This window comes from Epilithonimonas sp. (assembly GCF_056329745.1).
On the sequence record NZ_JBWEYV010000003.1, the window covers coordinates 21,710 to 41,828 of the forward strand.

Below are 20,119 nucleotides of genomic sequence, written 5' to 3' on the forward strand. Positions count from 1 at the left end.
ATTTTTTCCAAATCAAAAACGAATTTTTTCCAATTATTTTAAATTTTCTAAAGCTTTTTCTAATTTTGGAAGGCAGTCTTTGATATCATCTAATGAACAACCTCCTACAGAAGCCCTGAACCAAGGAACGGATTTATCATTTCCAAAAGCTGAAAAAGGTACCAAGGCCATTCCTGCATTATTTATCAGATAAAAAACCAAGTCAGTAGAATTTTCGATTACTTTCCCCTCACGAGTAGTTTTCCCAAGATAATCCAGCTTGATAGTGAGATAAAGCGCTCCCATTGGCGAGATACTTTCTACAGCGAAACCTTTGGTTTTCAAATCCTGAATGCCTGCGTGAAGCTCTTTCAAACTTGTATTGAGCTTTTGTTTATAATCTGCAAGGAATGTATCGACAGCAGAATCGTCAGCCAAAAACTCAGCAACCGCTTCCTGCTCAGGTTTCGGTGCCCAAGCTCCAACGTGCGTCAACAAAGCTTTCATCTTATCAATCACAAGACTTGGTCCAAATCCCCAACCTACCCTTACACCGGTAGCCGCAAAACATTTGGAAGTTCCATCTATATAAATGGTGTAATCTTTCATTTCCGGGAAAAGGCTTACCGGGTTGTAATGCTCCGATCCGAAAGTCAACATCGCATAGATCTGGTCATACATAAGATAAAGCGGTTTTTCATCTGCGCCTCTTTTTTTATTTTCTTCCAAAACCAATTCGCAAATTGCGGACAATTGTTCTTTTGTAAACATGGTTCCGGTAGGATTTAAGGGAGAACAAAGGCAAAGCAAAACAGCACCGTCAACATAAGGCCGCAAATCATCGGCTGTAGGCAAAAAATTATTGCTTTCCTTGGTCTGAACTTCAACGGCATTAGCGGAAGTTAAATAAGAATAATGATTGTTATTCCAAGAAGGAATTGGGTAAATTACTTTATCACCTTCGTCCACAATAGTTTTAAAAACGGCATAAATCAAAGGCCTGGAACCTGCGGTAATCAGAATATCGTTAGCCGAATAATCCAGATTCCAACGTTTTTTAAGATCCTTGCTTACAGAAGTCCTCAGGGACAACATTCCGTTAGCCGGCGGATAATTGGTCAGGTTATTTTGATAAGCCTTCTCAATTCCCTGTTTCAATTCAGAAGGGATTGGATAGATGTTAGAATTAAGGTCGCCAATGGTAAGATTGGTAATTTGGGCTCCTTTGGCTTTCAAATCATTCACTTCATTACCTATTTTTACAATTTCTGACCCAACAAGATTGGAGGCTAGTTTTGATACTTTCACTGGATTATTTTTTATTAGATTTCCCGGAACAAGTCCGAATTTTACTTTTTATGATTTACAAATGTCTTAAATGTAACCAACTAATTCAAATTATTACAAAAAAAAGTTCCCAAAATTAAATTGCTTTAATAATTGAGAACTTTTCATGAAAAATATTTGTATTTATATTTTTTTTGAATAAAAATTTTCAATTAAAGATTAAGATCTTTTTTCACGAGATTAATCTTCTCCTGAAGCTTAGGAAGTTTGGCAACAAACTCCTCTTGAGAATGGATGCTGTCTTTTACAGAAACATAGAATTTAATTTTTGGTTCTGTCCCAGATGGGCGCACACAAACTTTGGTTCCGTCTTGGGTGTAGAAAATCAACACGTTAGACTTGGGAATATCATCCATCACAGATTTCTCTCCCGTAGCCACATCCAGCATGGTTTGTTCTTTAAAATCCTTCAGTTCAGCAACAGGAGATCCGGCAATTTCTTTCGGTGGGTTATTTCGGAAATCGCTCATCATCTGATTGATCTCCTCGGCACCAGTTCTGCCTTTTCTCACCACATTAATTAAACCTTCATAATAGAATCCTACTTCTTTATAAATATCAATCATGTATTGGTAAACCGTTGTACCATTGGCTTTGCACCAAGCGGCAATCTCACAGGCCGTTAAAATGGAACCACAAGAATCCTTGTCACGCACAAAATCGCCGGTCATAAAACCGAAACTTTCTTCACCACCACAAATGAATTTTTCCTGACCTTCAAAATCACGGATCATTTTCCCAATCCATTTGAAGCCGGTTAACCCAACTTTGCAATCCACACCAAACTTAGCCGCTAAATCAAAGAAAATATCGGATGTTACAATGGTAGAACCAATAAACTCTTTTCCGGTAATTTTCCCTGCTTTTTTCCATCTATCCAAGATATAATAAGTAAGAATCGTATTGGTTTGGTTTCCGTTAAGAAGCTGCATTTTCCCCTCCAAGTTTCGTACGGCAATGCCCAGCCTGTCTCCATCAGGATCCGTTCCTATTACAATATCCGCATTGGTAATCTCTGCCAAATCTGTTGCCATAGAAAGTGCTGCTGGTTCTTCAGGGTTTGGTGAAGCTACCGTCGGGAAATTTCCACTTGGTATCATTTGCTCGTGAACGAGGTCTACCTTTTTAAAACCTGCTTTTGCCAACGCTTTAGGAACTGTGGTGTAAGTGGTGCCGTGGATGGATGTGAAAACGATGTTTAGGTTATCTCTTCCCACATTTTGATAAAGAGAATTTTCCATACACGCATCGATATAAACATCGTCCTGCTCCTCGCCAACCCACTCTATCAAATTATCATTACCATTGAATTTGATGTCCTCAAATTTGGTAGCATAGACTTCTTTGATAATATTCTCGTCATTAGGTGGCACAATCTGCGCACCGTCATTCCAATAAACTTTGTAGCCATTATATTCCGGTGGATTATGGGAAGCTGTCAAAACAATTCCGGCATTGCATTTTTTATTTCTAACCGTGAAAGACAATTCCGGTGTTGGGCGATGTTCTTTAAAAAGAAGAACTTTGATGCCATTAGCTGTTAAAACATCTGCTACAATTTTCCCAAATTCTTTGGAGTTGTGACGAACATCGTAAGCAATAGCCACTTTAATCTCCTCACCTGCAAATTGCTGATGAAGATAATTCGCTAAACCCTGAGTAGCCTGCCCAAGCGTATATTTATTCAACCTATTGGTTCCAACGCCCATCACACCGCGCATCCCGCCAGTTCCAAATTCCAGTTCTCTGTAGAAAGAATCTTCTAGATCCGGTGAATTGGAATCAATCAGCGTTTGTACTGCGTTTTTGGTTTCCTCATCAAAGGCTTCTCCAAGCCAAAGTTTTGCTTTATCTAATGTTGATAATTCTGACATTATTTTTATATAGTTTTAATTTCTAATTCAATTTTTTATTCTCCAAAGTTGCTTTTTGTTCTACCTTCAATTTTTTGGATGGATTTCCATAGTAGATTAATTTAGAAGTATTACCGATTTTTCCTTTGATTTCTTCATCCACATTCAGTTCTGCATAATTCCCATTTTGAGAATCGATCTCCAAATCTTTGATGTACCAATAAGGCGAAATAATACTTGCTGTATCTTTAATATTTAATCTAGCTAAAGTCGTTTTTCCCAATAAGTTAGCACGGCTTTTATTGGACATATCAATCTCGGATTTTTCCGAAATGACTGACCCGATAAATTTAGCATTATCTTTTAAATGAAGCGTAAAATTATCCACCTTCATCTGGCTGGAAATGTTAAGCTCCACAGAATCTGATATTTTGATTTCGCTAAAAGGGTTTTTACCATACACTGTAATGTTATAAAAATCAACCTTGTCCGTAGGGCGGTTTTCTGTAATATCCAGCTGATTGTTTTTCACTTCAACATTCAGGTTATCAAAGATGTTAGGATAGGTCTCGATATTAACAAAGTTGTGCGGACTTTGTACGTAAAACACTCGGAATTTCCCATTAAGGTTAAGTTTTGAGAACTCAGATAACTCTATATCTTTGGATTGTATGTCCCCCTTTGGTGTAACTTTCCCACAACTGATTATCAATAAAGAGAAGAAGAACAGATATATAAAAGAATTAATTTTTCGTTTCAATGTTATACTTTTTAGCCTAAGCAATTTACAATTATTTTCAGATAATGGGATAATGACTTTAATCAAAAAGTAAGTCCGCCATATCTTACAAAACTCCCTAACAACAACATCAAAACACCGATGATTGTTACCGATAAAATATGAAAAGCCATTAATGGTAAAGTTTTAGCCGTTAGTTTGGGAATCACGAAGAAATTGGCGCTGATTGCAAACAATACAGTTATCAATAGCAAAACCAATTTCAAAGAAATAACAGTCTCTATAGGATTGGAAAAATGGAACCAATTTGAGAATCCAATCCCAAATTGGTAAGACATCCAAACACCGCTAATCACCATTAGAAGTAATGCTGGCAACCCTATCTTTTCATATTTTCTTTCGAAATCAAGAAGAATATCAGGATCTTTCTTTTTCAGGACATCAGGCAAAATTGCTATTGATAAAATCAAATGTCCGCCGACCCAAACCGAGGCACCTAATAGATGTAAAATCAACAACAAATGATGGCTCATAATCTAAATTATTTCTTCTATATGATAGTTCTTATGCTCACGATTGCTTCGGATAATCAACTCACCTAAAAATCCTGCCACAAATAGCAAAGTTCCAAGGATCATCATTGTTAGAGCGATAAAAAACCAAGGATTATTGGCAATAAGATTACCATAAATTTTGAAAAAATAAACATCAATAAGCTTTGAAACCCCCAGCCAGATTGCAGATAAAAAGCCAATGATGAACATCAAAGTTCCTGCTGCACCAAAGAAGTGCATTGGTCTTCCGCCAAACCTGCTGACAAACCAAAGTGTTACGAGATCAAGAAACCCACGGATGAAACGTTCAGTGCCAAATTTTGACGTTCCGTAAGGTCTTGCCTGATGCTGAACCGGTTTTTCGGTGATATTCCTGAAACCTGCATTAGCGGCCAAAACCGGAATGTATCGGTGCATATCGCCATAAACATCAATGGATTTTACCACTTGCTTACGGTAAGCCTTTAGCCCACAATTGAAATCGTGAAGCGAAACACCGGACACCTTTCTGGCAGCCGCATTGAAGAGTTTCGAAGGGATATTTTTGGTCATCACATTATCGAAACGTTTCTTCTTCCAGCCGGAAACGATGTCATAATTCCCTACTTTTACCATTTCATACAGTTCTGGAATCTCTTCCGGAAAATCCTGTAAATCAGCATCCATTGTGATAATCACATCACCACTCACTTTCTCGAAAGCAGCGTGCAGTGCCTGAGATTTTCCGTAATTTTTAGAAAATTTGATCCCGTGAATCTGAGGATTTTGGATTTTCAAATTTTCTATAATAGCCCAAGAAAAATCGGTACTTCCGTCATCGATAAACCAGACTTCGTACGACAGGTTATTACTTTTGCAGACCTTGTCTATCCTTGCAAAAAGTTCTTCAAGGGATTCTTCTTCGTTAAGAAGTGGAATTATAATAGAGAGATTCATAAATATCTAAAATGTTATTTGGAACGTTGAATAAAAGCAGCCCGGCTTGAGTGGAGCTCATCCCGAAAAGCCTTGGATATAATTTGGCTTTCGGGATAGCGGGAACGGAAGACGGATAAAGCTGCCAAAAAAAACATTTATGTTAAGTTACTCGTACCGTTTTTTGTTCTTCAAAAACCCTGCAATAATAATGGACAAAAGTAGATAAAACAACATAAACCCACCAAACACTGCCGATAGAAACTGAAAAGAAAAATAATTACGATTTTCTTTCTGCGCCACTTCTCTTGCTTCTTTGGCATTTTTGTAATCCGTTTCCAATTCCTTGATTTTGGTTTGGTCTTTCAGATTGGCGGCTTCCAACTTTTTTTGCTCATAAGCCTCGTCCAGGTTATTAAGTTCTGTCTGGATGTATTGATGATTGAGAAGGTCCCGCGCATCTGTATCAACATAATTAAGAAATGCAAAAATGGATAATACAGAAAGTAAACCACCAACAAACAAGGTTAAAAAACATTGTTTAAATGCCTGCGGATAGGTGATTTTCCCATTACCTCTCAGCCATAATACGGATAGGAAACCGCCCAAAACGTAGAGAAATGTCATCCCGAATGCATTCACCTGCATAGTGGTATTCCAATAATTGGCATTGGCAAAAAAGTAATAAATCGTAAAAAAAACGAGCATCGTTGCGATGTACAAACCTAGGCCAACTGCCAGGGGATTTTTTGTCATAATGTAATTTAGATTAACAGATTAAAGAAAAAAATGAAAGACAATTAAAAAAAATCAAATTAAAAATCAGTTGATTATCAATTTTTGCAAGGATTCTTTGGCCTTTTCCCTTTGTTCTTTTTTCATTTTCATTTTAAATTTCTATCTTTGCAACGGCAAGTCCTAAACAACCAGCTCCTGAGAATCCTCCAGGGTGGGAACGCAGCAAAGGTAATCGGTTGTAGCGGTGTGATTTAGGTAGCTTGCCATTTTTTATTTAATTAATTGATGAGCTAATTTGGTAATATAATTTTCAAGTTAGCTCATTTTTTTGATCCTAAAATTCAAATTCCTGTCCCAGTTCCGGTAAAGTAAAATCGATATTTTTATCCGCAAAATGCTTTTTAGCATTCTCGTGGTTGATTTCGATTGGCGGAAAAGTATCAAAGTGGCAACCAATCACTTTAGGTGTTTTCAATAATTCAGACGCTGCAAAAGCGGCTTTTCTTGGACACATGGTGTAATGTCTCCCAACAGGTAAAATCGACAAATCCAGTTTCCCAAAAACCTGTGGCAAAATACCCATCTCAGCCGATACGCCTGTATCTCCCGCCAAATAAAGGTTTCTACCATCTGAAAACCTGAAAACATAACCCGCTGCCAATCCGCCGTAAGTTCCGTCGGGAAAAGAGCTGGTGTGCAATGCAGGAACCATCGAAATTTTGAGATCATCAATTTTTGCAGAACCTCCAAAATTAATGTCGATATTATTAGAATTCCCAAAATATCCGCAGATTTCGGGTTGTCCAATAACCGTTGCATCAGGATGATTTTCCAGAACTTCTTTTACGTCCGCAATATGATCGCCGTGAGCGTGGGTAATCAAAACATAATCGATTTTTTGAGCCTTAATATCAAAACCGGATTGTTCCTTTTTAAAATTATAGAAAGGGTCAGAAAGAATTGTTTTACCGTTGTAAGTGAACAAAAAACAGTTTTGTCCAAGGAATTTTATTTTCATTTTTATTCTATTTATTGTTAAAAATAATTCAAACCAAAAGCCGTCAAAACTGCCATCATAAAAGTTAAAATTCCGACTTGTTTCAGAAATGGATCTAATAATTTTGGTTCTTTTACTGCCATAATATTTCTCCTCAGTTTCATAAACGGAAACATCAGAACAACCACTATAAAAGGGTAAAAATTATCGTGTTGTTGTCCAAAATTAATCATCAAAAACAGAAACATAAGCAGGATGGGCAATTGCAAAAGAATAATCTCGTAAACCATCGCTTTTCTAAAGCCAAGCCTCAATGCCAATGTTTTTTTACCTGATAATTTGTCATTCACAATATCACGCATATTATTGAGGTTTAGAACGGCCATACTCAGCATCCCAATGGCAGATGCCGGGATCAAAACATCGTAATCAAAAGTTTTGGTAAACAAGAAATAACTGCCGCAAACAGAAACCAAACCAAAAAAAATAAACACAAAAATATCACCCAATCCCATATATCCGTAAGGTTTTTTACCCACTGTATAACCAATTGCGGCAAAAATACAGGCAATACCCAATCCTATAAAAATCCAAAATTCTTTGGTATAATCTGGATAAAAAGCAACGTACAACAAGGCAACAGTTGCCGCAAAAGATAAAATCGATAACAAAATAACAGCATTCCGCATTTGATTGGCTGTGATTTTACCCGAGGCTACTGCCCTGCTTTCGGCTTCACCAATCCGGTTCTGGTCTGTTCCTTTCACGCCATCGCCATAATCGTTGGCAAAGTTGGAAAGGATCTGATATAATAATGTAACAAGAAGTGCCAAGGCAAAAATCCGCCAATCCCAAAATCCGCCTTCCTGAGAAATGCGCCATTTTGCAATGAATGCTCCCATAATAATCCCACTGAGAGAAAGTGGTAATGTCCGCAGCCGGGCTGCTTTTATCCAATGAATCATTTTATTTTTTAATCTTTAATTACAGATTCGCCGTTCAAATCTGTGGTAAGTACATTACTCATATAATCGAAAAAAGGGCGCATTGCCAAAAAAGTGGCGGTAATTTCTTTTTTAAAATCAACTGAGAAAACCTCTTTATCAGAGAACCTTCTCATCACCACATATTGTTTTTTCTTGATCAAATCAATCGCAGGATGATTTTTGTCAAAACCCTTTGGTGCTGTTTTTACACCATCTTCCCCTTCGAGTTTTCCAAAATATTTGACGAAATTTTTATCCGAAGTAATTTTATTGATTTCGCTTGTACCGAATTCAAATTCCTTGCGGATCCTTAACAAATCTGCGGAATCAGGCGCCCAAAAACCTCCGCCAACAAAACTGTTGCCCGGTTCCAAATGAATGTAGTAACCACCTCTCAAATTGGGTTTTCTTCGGGATAATCCTGCGCCAAAATTAGTTTTGTAAGGAGGCTTGCCTTTAGAAAAACGCACATCATTATAAATCCTGAAAATATGAATATTGGTTACATCATCGTATTCCTGAAAGTCAGAAAAAACGTCATTAAAAAACACTTTATTAGCTTTTGCAATCGCATCATAATCCGGTTTGTGTTCGGAAAACCAATCGCGATTATTGTTTTTGCTGAGATGTTTCAGAAATTCGAAGGCTTTTTTCAAAATGTATAGTGTATTATAAATATTTTACGAAATCCACTGGTCGTCACCGAAATCTGGTTTCCTCTTTTCGAGGAACGCATTTCTACCTTCTTTAGCTTCTTCCGTCATATAAGCCAAACGGGTAGCTTCGCCGGCAAAAACCTGCTGACCAACCATTCCGTCATCAGTCAAATTCATTGCGAATTTTAGCATCCTGATGGACATTGGCGATTTTGCGAGGATTTCCTGAGCCCACTCGTAAGCGGTATCTTCCAGCTCTGCATGCTCTATCACTGCATTTACCATCCCCATATCAGCCGCTTCCTGAGCAGAATAATTTCTGCCTAAAAAGAAAATTTCCCTTGCTTTTTTCTGCCCCACCATTTTGGCTAAATAAGCAGAACCATATCCACCATCAAAGCTGGTAACATCGGCATCGGTTTGTTTGAAGATGGCATGTTCTTTACTGGCCAACGTCAAATCGCAAACCACATGAAGCGAATGCCCACCGCCAACAGCCCAACCGTTTACTACGGCAATCACCACCTTTGGCATAAAACGAATCAAACGCTGAACTTCCAGAATATTAAGACGATGCCTTCCATCTTCGCCAACGTAACCTTTTTGGCCGCGTGCTTTTTGATCGCCACCACTACAGAAAGCGTGTCCGCCGTCTTTTGGGCTTGGGCCTTCGCCGGTTAATAAAACAACGCCGATAGAAGGATCTTCTGATGCATCATAAAACGCATCGTACAATTCCGAGGTTGTTTTTGGGCGAAAAGCATTTCTTACTTCCGGTCTGTTAATGGCGATTCTTGCAACACCATTTGATTTTTTATAGGTAATATCTTCGTATTCTTTGACGGTTTTCCAGTCTGCCATTTTTTTGAAAATTTTCCCCAAATATACGCAGATTAATTGGATTTTGGCTCCCGAATAATGGCCGTGAAAGTATGAATTGTGCGCAGCTGCGTAAGGGATGGAAACGGTTATCCTTTTGTTTTTTTTCACGTAAACCGTATCTGGATCCGAAGCTTCTAAAAAACAAAAGATAAGAGTGGACAGCACGACCCTTTGCAAGGATCTGGTGAGGCAAAAAGGGATACGCCAAAAAATAAAAAAAACTTCAGTTAATCCCTGAAGCTTTCCAATTATTTTGACATCAAATTTACTCTACCACCTTAATAGCATTGGCCAGAAAACGGGTCTCGGTTTTTGGTTCTTTGATGACATCAATCTCAGCCTGTGATTTTTTGGCATCTTCTGCGTAATGCTGCAACTCTTTCACAGAGGTTGTTTTGCTCTCTGCGTTGCCTTCCAGCACCACCGTCTTACCTTCCAAAGCGGTTGGGACAAAAAACGCATAATCTTTCATCTTAACAAAAAATGTCTCGCCACTATCGGTTGCCAGGCTTACCCAACAGCCTTTTTTGGGGCAAACGCCGGTTACTTTTCCTTTTACGGAAACATTGGTTACTTTATTTTTTGCTTTAAGCTCTTTGTTCAATTCGTCTGTAGAAACGGCTTTTTTTACCGCTTTGGCAGAAACATCCTGACCATAGAAATCACCTACTTTTGCATCGCCGGCTGGCGGCCCGGATTGCGCATAAAAAGACAAAGACGCACCTAATAAAAGAACAGAAATCAGATTTTTCATAAATTTATTTTTAATAATGTAAATTTAGAAAATTATTTAGAATGAGAAAAAATAATTGTCAGATGTAACACTTTATCAGGCTGAACTGTCTAACTACTATAAAATATATTATTATGAAAATACAACTTTTATCTCTGGTTCTTCTGGCCGCGGTAGGGAATTTTTCCTGTATCCAAAGCAAAAACGGTTCTAACGATGTAATGTTTTCCCACATCCTGTCAGATTCCGGAAAAGGAGAAGTAGTCGAAAAAACTTATGATGTGGATTTTGACGAACTTCAAATTTCTACAGGCCTTAACGCTGAAGTTTTTAAATCCAATAAGGAACAGATTATTGTTTATGCACCATCTGACCTGATACAATACGTGGTGGTGAAACAAGAGGGCAGAAAAGTTCAGGTAAAAATAGAATCTCGCGGTTTCAAAAATATCTCGACAGACCGAATCAAAATTAAAGTTTATGCTAAAGATTTTGATAGACTGGCGGCAAGTTCCAGCGGAAGTATTGTGCTGAAAGACGATTTCAGTTTCTCTAATCTTGATGTAAAAGTATCGAGTTCCGGAAATATCAAAGGGAATATCAGCGGGAACAACATCAACATCCAAGCATCCAGCAGTGGCGATTTTTATGGCGATGTGATTGCCAAAACCCTTAATCTGCAAACGTCTTCATCCGGCGGCATCAACATCAAGGGAAAAGCGGAGAATGTAACGGCACAAGCGTCATCTTCCGGAGATATCAAAGCGGAAAACCTAACGGCTGAAAATGCGGTTCTCACCACTTCTTCCTCTGCGGATATTACAGTGGGTGTGAGCCAATCGCTTACTGCCAGCGCATCATCTAGCGGAGACATCAATGTGGTTAAGAGAGGAAGCCTGAACAAAATTATGAAAAACGAAAGCAGTTCCGGATCTGTCAACATCCGATAAAACAACTTATAAAAACGAAAAAGAGACCTGATTGACAGGTCTCTTTTTATATCTATGTTATAGAGATTAGTTAAACTTGATAACGTCCTGCATTTTAGCAGTTTCTTCGTTTACCAACTCGTCATCTACAAGGATTTTACCAGAATGTTCATCAATAATGATTTTCTTTCTTTGGGCAATCTCCATTTGTTTTTGTGGCGGTACTGTAAAGAATGAACCTTTTGGCGCACCTCTTTCCAAACCAACTACGGCAAGGCCTGTTGTAGAACCGTTTCTGATTCTTTGGTAAGAAACCAAAAGTCTATTATCGATTTTTTCTGAGAATTCTTTTGATTTTTCTAACAGGTATTCTTCCTCTTTCTGAGTCTCGGCAACCAATGTATCCAACTCGTTTTTCTTGTGAGTCAGGTGATTTTTAAGTTCTTCGATTTTAGTATTAAGATCAGATAAAGTTTCCTTTTTATGGTCTATTTTTGCACCAAATTCTTTAATCCTTTTTTCAGCTAACTGAACTTCTAAATCCTGATATTCTACTTCTTTTGCAAGCGCTTCAAACTCTTTGTTATTTCTAACGTTGTCCTGTTGCGTTTTGTATTTTTCCATCAGGTTCTGAGCCTGCTTAATCAATTCTTTTTTATCATTGATCTCAGCATTTTGCTCAGCAATTTCTGTTTCAAACTTTTGGGCTCTTTTTTCGAGGCCTTCGATCTCTATTTCAAGATCTTCTACTTCAATCGGCAATTCGCCCCTTGTATTGCGGATCTCATCCAGACGCGAGTCTATAATCTGCAAATCGTAAAGAGCTCTTAGTTTTTCTTCTACAGAAATTTCGTTTACTTTAGCCATATCTATATAAAATAATTAACCGGATTTGTTTTTTTCGTCGTTTTAGCGATCGCAAAGGTAGTGAATTTTTCGGACAAAATTTCAAATAATTGTTGAGCCACAAATTGTTCTGACTCGAAGTGGCCAATATCACAAATCATCATTTGACCTTCTGCAGAAAAAAAATCGTGGTATTTGACATCGCCAGTAATGTATGCATCACATTTTGCAGACAAAGCCGCTTTTATCCCGCTAGCACCGCTGCCTCCCAACACACCTACCCTTTTGATTTTTTTCTCATTAAAAGCACTGTGCCTGATGACATTAAGATTAAATTTTTCTTTTACCAATTTCAAAAAATCTACAACATCCAATGCAGCATCCAATTCGCCAAACCTTCCCAAACCGGTGTATTGATTGTCGTTATCAAGAGAAATCAGCTGGTAAGCCACCTCTTCGTATGGATGATTTTGCCGCATTGCAAAAAGAATCTGGTACTGTTTATAATCTTCGAAAATAAAGGAAAGTAAAACCTCGTCAGCATTCTCCCGCTCATTATGTTTTCCCGTGACAGGATTGGAACTTTCCAACGGCCGAAAAGTACCTTTCCCATTAATAAGAAAACTGCATTCATCATAAAATCCAATATTACCAGCACCTGCATCAAACAAAGCATTTTTAAGACTCTCGGCAGATTCCACAGGGACATAAACTTCCAATTTTTTCAGTTGGTTTTGTTTAGGCATCAGGATTTGTTGGTTTTTAAGACCCAACACTTGACAAATTTTATAATTAACCCCGAAATAATCATTATCAAAAGCCGTATGAATAGCGTAAATAGCAATTTTATTTTCCAAAGCTTTCAGAACTGCTTTTTCTACATAGTTTTTTCCGGTAATAGATTTAAGTCCGGAAAATATAATGGGATGAAAACAAAAAATCAGGTTAAAACCCTTTTCTGCAGCCTCGTCAACAACAGATTCCAGCGCATCATGTGCAATAAGCACTCCGGATATTTCACGATCCGGATTACCACAAAGCAAACCGACATTGTCAAAATCCTCTGCCTGTTTTATAGGGATTATTTTCTCAAACTCTTTGATAAATTCTTTGATTTTCATAATTGTTATTTTATCTGATGAACAATCTGTCATCAAAAGTAAATTTTTCGACTTTTTTTATACTAACTTTTTCAAAATGGGCATGCCGAGGATTAATAATATAATTAAACTCTCCCTGAACTGCTGCAGAAGGCACCTTCATAAAAAGAAAAGCATTTTCTCTTAAGAATTTGTCCCCAATTTTCTGTGTGCTGTGAGGATGCGGAAACGTGTTCCATTGTTTGGGCAAGCGTTTGGGCTCAAAAAAAACGTCATCCGGAATTTCTATATGAACCAGTTTGTAATCTTTTGGCAAAATCCCCAATGGGATATGCACGGCAATTTCGGTAACACAAAGTGCGATAGACTGACCTGTGTACAAGGCCGCATTTCCTTTACTGTTCCATCTGCCGCCCGCAATTTCCGCACCTTTCCCGGAAAGGTCATTGGCATACATCTCTTTTGAAAGCCTGTAAACAATCATCGTCTAAGCTAATACGCCATGCTCTATACGGGTAAGCTCATCCATTAAAAGAGCAATCCCAAAACTACTGCCTAATAAATCCTGAGGCCTGGTTTTGCCTAAGGCCAGATTCTCTGCTTGCAACCAAATCATAAAATTATCGGCAGAATCAAAAACCTGCTCGCCTCTGGCGTATAACATTTCTATCTGAAGAATTTTCTCTGACTGTAATGTATCGAACGTTTTTTCCTCTTTCTGATACCTAGATAATGTTTTACCGGAGATATGAAGAAAACCTGCCCAGTCCTGAAAACTGAATGGGAATTTTTTTACAAGAGCATCAAAAAACTTAAAACTGATGCCTTTTTCTGCAACATCTATTATGCGAAAAATCCCGGCATCATCAAAGTTATGATAACCATAAACAGCCACAGGTTCTTGAATGGTGTGGTCTGACTGTGATGTTGTGTACTTTTTCATAAGGTTGTTTTACATCACAAATATAAGACTTTTGTCTAAAATAAAAAGACTTTTGTCTAAATTTTTAAAATAGTCCTGCAAAAATTTTTTTTTATAATTTCAAAGTTTATTTTTGAATGATGAAAGTGAAAATTAAATCCGAATTTGATCTTATTCCCGAGGATGGATGGAGAAAAAAAATTTACAAAATCATCTATCTCTCCGACACGAGAGCCGGAAAGATTTTTGATATTGCCTTGCTTCTTCTGATCTTGACCAGTACGGTTTTACTCATGGTAGAAACAATTCCTATCATCAGGTTGCAGTACTACAAAGAATTTTATTACACCGAATTTTTTATCACAGTAATTTTTACCATTGAATACCTCCTGAGGATTATATGTGTTAAAGATAGAGAGGAGTATGTTTTCAGTCCGCTTGGGATTATTGATTTTTTATCCATAATACCTTTTTATATTTCTTTATTCTTTCCTATATGGCATTTTGTGGCTATCATCAGGATGCTCAGGATTCTAAGGATTTTCAGAATTTTCAACCTTGCCGACTATATGCATGACGGAAAATTCATTGTTTCGGCATTACGCAACAGCTCAAGAAAAATCTACATTTTCCTGCTGTTTATGGTTATTTTTATTACCATCATTGGAGCATTAATGTACGTAATCGAAGGCGGTAAAAATGGATTCAGCAGTATACCGCAAAGTATTTATTGGGCAGTAGTTACCGTCACCACGGTTGGTTATGGCGACATTTCACCCGGCACACCACTAGGCAAGATATTATCAATCATCGTTATGCTCTGCGGTTACAGTATTATTGCCGTACCTACAGGCATCGTCACTTCCGAATTTAGAAGACAGAGAAAAAGCAATATTATTTGCAGCAGATGTGGCAATGATGATAATGATCAGAATGCTAGGTATTGTAAAATTTGTGGCGAAAAAATCATCAGCAGTCCAAAAAGTGCTTAGAACCTAAATTTGATCGTGCTTTAAATTTCAAATTATTAAGTTATAGATGTTTAAGCTCTAGAAACATATGCTATTCCTTGAAATAGGCTCGTTTACTGACCTAAAGCTTGGTGACATACAAGCAAAAGTAAGCGAAGAATTAAATTAGCTGTTTCGACCTATTTGTCTCAACTTTCACGTTCATTGGACTAGAAGAACACTTAAACATTTTGAATTAGTTGAGGACTTAAATATTAAGAAACTTATCGCACTTTGTAAAGAAATAGAACAAACTACGTTCTCGTTTATGAATATAAATGGAATAACCGAAAACTAAATCAATTTGTAAGTATGGAACTAAAATGGGAATTTGCAGAGCAAGACTTCGAAAAAATTCGCAAATTAATTGAAAAAAATAATGACAAAACTTTTTTCAAAAACAGATTAGCAAAAAACATTGAGAAAAAAGTTATAATTTCAGAAAGAGATAAAATTTGGAAATGTATTATTATTTGTCTTTTAACATCCCAACAAAATTCGAGCGCAGAAAGTCCTATCTCAAGATATTCAAGACAGAAACCGTTTCCTTTAGAATTAGAAAATTGTAAATCTAATTCTGAAAATTTGGATAACTATATTTCAAGTTCATTAAAGCTTTTTGGAGGAATAAGATTTTATGATAGAATTGCTAATCTACTCACTAAAAACTTTGAAAATTTGCAAAAAAAATTCAAGATAATTTAAAAGGTTTTGGACCAAAACAATCCAGAAATCTACTACAGATTTTAGGTTTAACAATTTATGAAATTCCAATTGACAGTAGAATATCAAAATGGTTGAATGACGAGTTAGGATTTCCGATTACAGTTTCTGCAATAACATTACAGGATATTAATTTTCACAATTTCGTTTCTGATGCAATTCAACAACTTTGTGAAAAAACTAATGTTAAACCATACCTGTTTGATGCTTCAATCTTTATAGAAGGAGATAAAGGAGAATGGACATTAGAAAACTCCATATTTTAGTAGAGAAAAAAGCCCTGCACATAACATAGAACTATGGTAACCACCAAATTTTCTATGCAGTAATTGGTTAAAAATTTTCAGAAACATATTAAAATGGTGCCTAGTAAATAAGCGTTTGATTTTGATTTGTTAATATAAAAACAAAAAATTCTGACAATGTCATAATTTTTTTGTGGATTATGGTTTACCGTAAAAGTTGTTGACCGAAAAAAGACAATGATGAACTGCCACAACGCCTTTTGCCTCTCAAACGTTATAAATTATAAATAAATATAATTCTTAATTCTTAAAAAATTGATTGATTTTCAATCATAAGACTTAGGCGGATAAGGAGATTATTGTAGTGCGCAATAATTACTGCTACAAAGGTAATTTTCTATCATGTTTCTTTTGAAATTGATTATAAAATATCATAGATTTGAAAATAAATATACTGATATGAAAATAACAAAGAGAGAAATCATTTTTTTTATTGCTGGAATTCTGACAATTTTTGTAATTGAAACTATTTATGATTGGAATGGTTTCAAAGATGCTGTGAAAAGAGGTTATAATGATGGTTATAAAGAAGGCATCAAATAAAGCCTCCAGAAAAAAGTCAAAAAATATGTTACGCAAAAAAATCAAATTCTTAATACTTTTAATTCTAGTAATTGTCACAAATTACACATATTCTCAAACAAATATTCCACAGCGAATCGATTCTTTAATGAATTTATTCAGCAAAAATGGAATGTTTAACGGAAATGTACTTGTTTCGAAAAATGGTAAAGTAATTTACAATTCTTCTTTCGGATTTACAGATGCTAGTAAAACAACAAAATTAACTCCCAATTTCAAATTTAATATTGGTTCTATCACCAAAGAATTTAGTGCAGTAGCGTTGCAACAATTAAAACAGGAAGGAAAACTTAATTTAACTGATAAAATTTCAAAGTTCTTTCCGGAATTACCAACGTGGTCAAATCAAGTTACGATAAAAGATATTCTGCAATATACCAGTGGGCTTCCAAATGTTAATTGGAGATCAATCAAAAGTAATGAAGATGTTTTCGAAGATTTAAAATTAGTTGATAAGCTTGATTTTGTTCCCGGAACAAAATATGACTACAACATGAACAATGTATTTTTAAGGCAATTTGTAGTTGAAAAAATCACTGGGTTACCATATAAGATCTATGTGAAAAAATATATTTTCAAACCTTGCAAAATTGATTCGGCAGAAATTACACCAATTGTTGATGTCAACTTAGTTGCAAAAGGTTTTAATGACAAACTGATTGAAGATAAACCCGATTTCTTAACTGGAGGAACTTTTATCACAACAGCAGAGTTGCTGAGATTCATAAATTGCCTTCATTCAAAAAAACTGATCAATGAAAATTCTTTGTTTGAATTAGGTCAACAATTTAAACAAGATGATACGCAGTCTGCTTTAGGTGAAGCAAAATTTGTAAACAAAAAATTAATTGAGCATTCTCACGATGGAAGAGCTGGAAATTATGATGCAATTTTGATTTCGGAATTAAATAATTTTGACATTATAATTCTAAGTAATAATTATAAAGGAAAAATTTTTGAAATTTCTAGAGATATTAAAGCAATTATAGAAAACAAAAACGACTCTCTGCCGCAAAAGAATTAAAAAAGACTTGTACTTCAGCTAATATACCACTAGCGTATCCACTAAATTTTCTATGCAGCAAATAGCTAAAAATTATTACACCCCCATTAAAACAGCAGCTAGTAACTAAGTTTTAATTTATGATTTATCGATATAAAGATAATTCTAACCTTGTCAGGATTTTTGTTTTTATGGTTTCCAGTAAGAAATATCGTGTGTATTTGGGTGATTTGGAGGATTTGGAGGATTGGCTAAATCCCAAAAGAAAGCTTTCTTTCAATTGGTAACTTCCCCAATCCGCACAACCGTAATTGGCAATTTCAAAAAACGAGCCTCAAAATGAGAAATCAACAAAATTTCACTTTTATAAAAACAGACAAAAAATTAGTGAAATTAAATTTTGACTATATTATGTTTATTAAAGGATTAGGAAATTATGTCGAGATTTTTGCAAAAAACAGTAGAAAGTATATTTACTATAAAACTTTAAAAGAGCTTATCGGCAAACTACCAGATGAATTTATGAGGGTTCATAATTCAATCATCGTTAATTTGAAAAACGTAGAATATATAGAAGATAACCATTTGATTGTTGGCGAACATAAAATCACTATAGCAAGAAGTTATAAAGATTGCCTATTAAATAATATTGACAAATTACTACTTTAAATAAGAAATATGGTAATCTACATAAAAACTTACCCGAAGTAAATAGCTTATTTTTTTTGAAAAGATTATCGGAGTTGCTTTGTAAAAAAATATTATGAAACAATTTTTTATTTACTTAACAACTATCGCATTTATGACTACAGGAAATCTAAAAGCACAAAATAAAACATTCGAAAATGATGCAAAAACAATCGATGCATTAATGAAAGCAAGCTATGAGGTTGTCTCAGGGGAAAAGGTGGCAAAACGGCAATGGGAAAGAGATAACTATTTACATCATCCAAAAGCAGTATATTCATACTTCGATAGAAAACAAAAAAACAAGAAACTATGACGTTGCAGGAATTTCATAAAGAAACCGATGATATGGTTTTTGGAACTGCATTTTATGAAAGTGAAATTAATAGAGAGGTAAGAGTTTTTGGAAACATTGCACACGTTTGGAGTACATAAGAAACGAAATTAGAAAAAGATGGAAAGGTTGCAAGAAGAGGAATAAACAGCATTCAATTGATTTTTGAAAATAATCGTTGGTACATTATTTCATGGACATTTTGCGGTGAAACCGACAATAATATAATTCCAAAAACATTCGACAGAAATTAAAAAAAACTACCACTAATAAATAAGCTTGAATGTTCCTCTCAAATTAAAATTTGTTTTTAAAACTAACAACGAAGAGCCTAAAGTCGTTAAATTATTTAAATTTATTACCCGGAATGAGCCGGAAGGCCACCCTCTTAATTTTAACCAATCTAATCAAGAGTTCCGGGATCTGAACGTGAACTGGGAGTAGAGAATTGGAGAGGAATATGGCGGGCTTCGAGACCCTCAGTCTAATATGGTGGGTCTATTAGCTTATATAAAAGCTTCTTATAAAAATGAAGAAGTGTCGTCATTTCTGGATATTAATATTGCCCAACACCATTTTAAATAAATCACAATAAAACCAATAATCCATTACCAATACTCCATTCATAGATAAGCCATGGATACTTAATAGCCTCCCCTAGGATAGTGCATGAAAAAAGGACGAGAATTCGGTTATTAAATTCACAAAAATATAACCCCAAAAATAAAAATAATGAAATGAGTAAGAATCGGGAGGTCAGGATCTATTATAGAAATTCCCGCCAAAGACCTTGGAAAACAGCAACATCCAAATAGTGTGAACCAAAGGTATTAAAAATAACAATACAAAAAAGAAAATATCCATCCCATAAAAAAAGCCCCCCAACAGCTCTCCAGCCCCCTTTTCATCTTCCATCTTCACTCCTCCCACTTCCCTCTTCACTCACCATTAGAGGTAGAACTGGTTGCTCATTTGCCAAAATAAGGAAACTGGGCTGTAATAATATGGTGATGGACTTAGACAAAATTCGCTCGTGTTGATACAAAAAATAGTTTGGGCATTTCGGAGGAATCATGAAACAAATTTCTCTGCTCCTTTTATAAGAATAGAAATGTAATCCAAAAAGCCCTGAGTTAAAGAACCCAAGGCTTTAGTATCTGACATTCTTGAGTAAAAGCTCAAATTACAATATGATTTCTGCTGAACTCCTGTCTGCATGTTGTTTCCAAAACAATTCAGCGATATCTTCTGGGTGGTATAAGTTTGTTGCTTTTAAAACAGCACCGCTTATTTGCATAG

Annotated in this window: 23 protein-coding genes and 1 other RNA gene; 9 read left to right on the forward strand and 15 right to left on the reverse strand. The window is 35.9% G+C overall.

All coding sequences use genetic code 11. From position 1 onward, the window contains the following. Positions 1-33: 33 nt before the first annotated feature. The 6 genes from AC00Y6_RS03140 to AC00Y6_RS03165 all read right to left on the reverse strand — a co-directional run bounded on the left by AC00Y6_RS03140 (position 34) and on the right by AC00Y6_RS03165 (position 6,143). Positions 34-1,287, reverse strand: coding sequence for a pyridoxal phosphate-dependent aminotransferase (locus AC00Y6_RS03140; protein ID WP_474489160.1), 1,254 nt, complete (start codon positions 1,285-1,287; stop codon positions 34-36). Positions 1,288-1,478: 191 nt separating this feature from the next. Continuing rightward, positions 1,479-3,200, reverse strand: a complete 1,722-nt coding sequence (locus AC00Y6_RS03145) for a phospho-sugar mutase (protein ID WP_474489161.1) — start codon at positions 3,198-3,200, stop codon at positions 1,479-1,481. Positions 3,201-3,222: 22 nt separating this feature from the next. Next, a complete protein-coding gene (locus AC00Y6_RS03150) occupies positions 3,223-3,939 on the reverse strand; it encodes a GIN domain-containing protein (protein WP_474489162.1) in 717 nt (238 codons plus the stop codon). Positions 3,940-4,001: 62 nt separating this feature from the next. Continuing rightward, a complete protein-coding gene (locus tag AC00Y6_RS03155; protein WP_474489163.1) occupies positions 4,002-4,451 on the reverse strand; it encodes a copper resistance protein CopD in 450 nt (149 codons plus the stop codon). Between the two features lie 3 nt (positions 4,452-4,454). Next, complete coding sequence (locus AC00Y6_RS03160; RefSeq protein WP_474489164.1) at positions 4,455-5,408, reverse strand: glycosyltransferase family 2 protein; 954 nt, start codon at positions 5,406-5,408, stop codon at positions 4,455-4,457. A 147-nt stretch (positions 5,409-5,555) separates the two neighbouring features. Beyond that, entirely contained in the window at positions 5,556-6,143 is a 588-nt protein-coding gene (locus AC00Y6_RS03165) for a DUF4199 domain-containing protein (RefSeq protein WP_474489165.1), read from the reverse strand. A 153-nt stretch (positions 6,144-6,296) separates the two neighbouring features. On the opposite strand from AC00Y6_RS03165, the gene ffs reads away from it, so the two are divergent. Further along, positions 6,297-6,394, forward strand: an RNA gene (ffs, locus tag AC00Y6_RS03170) — signal recognition particle sRNA small type. 65 nt (positions 6,395-6,459) lie between these two features. Here ffs and AC00Y6_RS03175 read toward each other — a convergent pair. The 5 genes from AC00Y6_RS03175 to AC00Y6_RS03195 all read right to left on the reverse strand — a co-directional run bounded on the left by AC00Y6_RS03175 (position 6,460) and on the right by AC00Y6_RS03195 (position 10,400). Then, positions 6,460-7,143 (reverse strand): metal-dependent hydrolase, encoded by a 684-nt coding sequence (locus tag AC00Y6_RS03175; RefSeq protein WP_474489166.1) that lies wholly within the window; start codon positions 7,141-7,143, stop codon positions 6,460-6,462. Between the two features lie 17 nt (positions 7,144-7,160). Then, positions 7,161-8,087 carry a 1,4-dihydroxy-2-naphthoate octaprenyltransferase gene (gene menA / locus AC00Y6_RS03180; RefSeq protein ID WP_474489167.1) on the reverse strand — a complete coding sequence of 309 codons (927 nt, stop codon included), beginning with the start codon at positions 8,085-8,087 and terminating at the stop codon, positions 7,161-7,163. An 8-nt stretch (positions 8,088-8,095) separates the two neighbouring features. Continuing rightward, entirely contained in the window at positions 8,096-8,764 is a 669-nt protein-coding gene (locus AC00Y6_RS03185) for a DUF2461 domain-containing protein (protein ID WP_474489168.1), read from the reverse strand. A gap of 24 nt (positions 8,765-8,788) precedes the next feature. Then, entirely contained in the window at positions 8,789-9,625 is an 837-nt protein-coding gene (locus tag AC00Y6_RS03190; RefSeq protein ID WP_474489365.1) for a 1,4-dihydroxy-2-naphthoyl-CoA synthase, read from the reverse strand. 286 nt (positions 9,626-9,911) lie between these two features. Continuing rightward, positions 9,912-10,400 (reverse strand): DUF4920 domain-containing protein, encoded by a 489-nt coding sequence (locus tag AC00Y6_RS03195; RefSeq protein WP_474489169.1) that lies wholly within the window; start codon positions 10,398-10,400, stop codon positions 9,912-9,914. Positions 10,401-10,513: 113 nt separating this feature from the next. Here AC00Y6_RS03195 and AC00Y6_RS03200 point away from each other — a divergent pair, with 113 nt between their 5' ends. After that, the gene (locus AC00Y6_RS03200) at positions 10,514-11,329 is read left to right on the forward strand and encodes a head GIN domain-containing protein (RefSeq protein ID WP_474489170.1); all 816 of its coding nucleotides are present in this window, start codon (positions 10,514-10,516) and stop codon (positions 11,327-11,329) included. A 66-nt stretch (positions 11,330-11,395) separates the two neighbouring features. Here AC00Y6_RS03200 and AC00Y6_RS03205 read toward each other — a convergent pair whose 3' ends face one another. From AC00Y6_RS03205 to parS, 4 genes are read right to left on the reverse strand one after another with little or no spacing between them, the layout of a single operon-like run. Then, positions 11,396-12,175, reverse strand: coding sequence for a zinc ribbon domain-containing protein (locus AC00Y6_RS03205; RefSeq protein ID WP_474489171.1), 780 nt, complete (start codon positions 12,173-12,175; stop codon positions 11,396-11,398). 2 nt (positions 12,176-12,177) lie between these two features. Further along, positions 12,178-13,275, reverse strand: a complete 1,098-nt coding sequence (locus AC00Y6_RS03210) for a Nif3-like dinuclear metal center hexameric protein (RefSeq protein ID WP_474489172.1) — start codon at positions 13,273-13,275, stop codon at positions 12,178-12,180. Positions 13,276-13,285: 10 nt separating this feature from the next. Further along, a complete protein-coding gene (locus tag AC00Y6_RS03215; RefSeq protein ID WP_474489173.1) occupies positions 13,286-13,738 on the reverse strand; it encodes an RES family NAD+ phosphorylase in 453 nt (150 codons plus the stop codon). Positions 13,739-13,741: 3 nt separating this feature from the next. Beyond that, on the reverse strand, positions 13,742-14,197 hold the full coding sequence (parS, locus tag AC00Y6_RS03220; protein ID WP_474489174.1) for a type II RES/Xre toxin-antitoxin system antitoxin: 456 nt from the start codon (positions 14,195-14,197) through the stop codon (positions 13,742-13,744). Between the two features lie 116 nt (positions 14,198-14,313). Between parS and AC00Y6_RS03225 the strand changes: the two genes are divergently transcribed. The 7 genes from AC00Y6_RS03225 (at position 14,314) to AC00Y6_RS03255 (ending at position 18,921) form a co-directional block, all read left to right on the forward strand. Then, a complete protein-coding gene (locus AC00Y6_RS03225; RefSeq protein ID WP_474489175.1) occupies positions 14,314-15,168 on the forward strand; it encodes an ion transporter in 855 nt (284 codons plus the stop codon). A gap of 330 nt (positions 15,169-15,498) precedes the next feature. Further along, a complete protein-coding gene (locus AC00Y6_RS03230) occupies positions 15,499-15,891 on the forward strand; it encodes a hypothetical protein (RefSeq protein WP_474489176.1) in 393 nt (130 codons plus the stop codon). A gap of 722 nt (positions 15,892-16,613) precedes the next feature. Next, positions 16,614-16,757 (forward strand): hypothetical protein, encoded by a 144-nt coding sequence (locus tag AC00Y6_RS03235; protein ID WP_474489177.1) that lies wholly within the window; start codon positions 16,614-16,616, stop codon positions 16,755-16,757. Beyond that, positions 16,729-17,820: a serine hydrolase domain-containing protein gene (locus AC00Y6_RS03240; RefSeq protein WP_474489178.1), complete on the forward strand. Its 1,092-nt coding sequence runs from the start codon at positions 16,729-16,731 to the stop codon at positions 17,818-17,820. Before AC00Y6_RS03235 ends, AC00Y6_RS03240 begins: the two co-directional genes overlap by 29 nt. Before the next feature lie 318 nt (positions 17,821-18,138). Beyond that, positions 18,139-18,468, forward strand: coding sequence for a LytR/AlgR family response regulator transcription factor (locus tag AC00Y6_RS03245; protein ID WP_474489179.1), 330 nt, complete (start codon positions 18,139-18,141; stop codon positions 18,466-18,468). A 94-nt stretch (positions 18,469-18,562) separates the two neighbouring features. Next, complete coding sequence (locus AC00Y6_RS03250) at positions 18,563-18,802, forward strand: hypothetical protein (protein WP_474489180.1); 240 nt, start codon at positions 18,563-18,565, stop codon at positions 18,800-18,802. Beyond that, a complete protein-coding gene (locus AC00Y6_RS03255) occupies positions 18,799-18,921 on the forward strand; it encodes a hypothetical protein (protein ID WP_474489181.1) in 123 nt (40 codons plus the stop codon). Before AC00Y6_RS03250 ends, AC00Y6_RS03255 begins: the two co-directional genes overlap by 4 nt. Positions 18,922-20,119 lie beyond the last annotated feature (1,198 nt).

Excerpts from the sequence above, each read along its gene's own strand:
- AC00Y6_RS03145 (WP_474489161.1), bottom strand. The coding sequence starts at position 3,200 with ATGTCAGAATTATCAACATTAGATAAAGCAAAACTTTGGCTTGGAGAA.
- AC00Y6_RS03155 (WP_474489163.1), bottom strand. The coding sequence starts at position 4,451 with ATGAGCCATCATTTGTTGTTGATTTTACATCTATTAGGTGCCTCGGTT.
- AC00Y6_RS03160 (WP_474489164.1), bottom strand. The coding sequence starts at position 5,408 with ATGAATCTCTCTATTATAATTCCACTTCTTAACGAAGAAGAATCCCTT.
- AC00Y6_RS03165 (WP_474489165.1), bottom strand. The coding sequence starts at position 6,143 with ATGACAAAAAATCCCCTGGCAGTTGGCCTAGGTTTGTACATCGCAACG.
- AC00Y6_RS03175 (WP_474489166.1), bottom strand. The coding sequence starts at position 7,143 with ATGAAAATAAAATTCCTTGGACAAAACTGTTTTTTGTTCACTTACAAC.
- menA (WP_474489167.1), bottom strand. The coding sequence starts at position 8,087 with ATGATTCATTGGATAAAAGCAGCCCGGCTGCGGACATTACCACTTTCT.
- AC00Y6_RS03190 (WP_474489365.1), bottom strand. The coding sequence starts at position 9,625 with ATGGCAGACTGGAAAACCGTCAAAGAATACGAAGATATTACCTATAAA.
- AC00Y6_RS03195 (WP_474489169.1), bottom strand. The coding sequence starts at position 10,400 with ATGAAAAATCTGATTTCTGTTCTTTTATTAGGTGCGTCTTTGTCTTTT.
- AC00Y6_RS03200 (WP_474489170.1), top strand. The coding sequence starts at position 10,514 with ATGAAAATACAACTTTTATCTCTGGTTCTTCTGGCCGCGGTAGGGAAT.
- AC00Y6_RS03205 (WP_474489171.1), bottom strand. The coding sequence starts at position 12,175 with ATGGCTAAAGTAAACGAAATTTCTGTAGAAGAAAAACTAAGAGCTCTT.
- AC00Y6_RS03210 (WP_474489172.1), bottom strand. The coding sequence starts at position 13,275 with ATGAAAATCAAAGAATTTATCAAAGAGTTTGAGAAAATAATCCCTATA.
- AC00Y6_RS03215 (WP_474489173.1), bottom strand. The coding sequence starts at position 13,738 with ATGATTGTTTACAGGCTTTCAAAAGAGATGTATGCCAATGACCTTTCC.
- parS (WP_474489174.1), bottom strand. The coding sequence starts at position 14,197 with ATGAAAAAGTACACAACATCACAGTCAGACCACACCATTCAAGAACCT.
- AC00Y6_RS03225 (WP_474489175.1), top strand. The coding sequence starts at position 14,314 with ATGATGAAAGTGAAAATTAAATCCGAATTTGATCTTATTCCCGAGGAT.
- AC00Y6_RS03230 (WP_474489176.1), top strand. The coding sequence starts at position 15,499 with ATGGAACTAAAATGGGAATTTGCAGAGCAAGACTTCGAAAAAATTCGC.
- AC00Y6_RS03235 (WP_474489177.1), top strand. The coding sequence starts at position 16,614 with ATGAAAATAACAAAGAGAGAAATCATTTTTTTTATTGCTGGAATTCTG.
- AC00Y6_RS03240 (WP_474489178.1), top strand. The coding sequence starts at position 16,729 with ATGATGGTTATAAAGAAGGCATCAAATAAAGCCTCCAGAAAAAAGTCA.
- AC00Y6_RS03245 (WP_474489179.1), top strand. The coding sequence starts at position 18,139 with ATGAGAAATCAACAAAATTTCACTTTTATAAAAACAGACAAAAAATTA.
- AC00Y6_RS03250 (WP_474489180.1), top strand. The coding sequence starts at position 18,563 with ATGAAACAATTTTTTATTTACTTAACAACTATCGCATTTATGACTACA.
- AC00Y6_RS03255 (WP_474489181.1), top strand. The coding sequence starts at position 18,799 with ATGACGTTGCAGGAATTTCATAAAGAAACCGATGATATGGTTTTTGGA.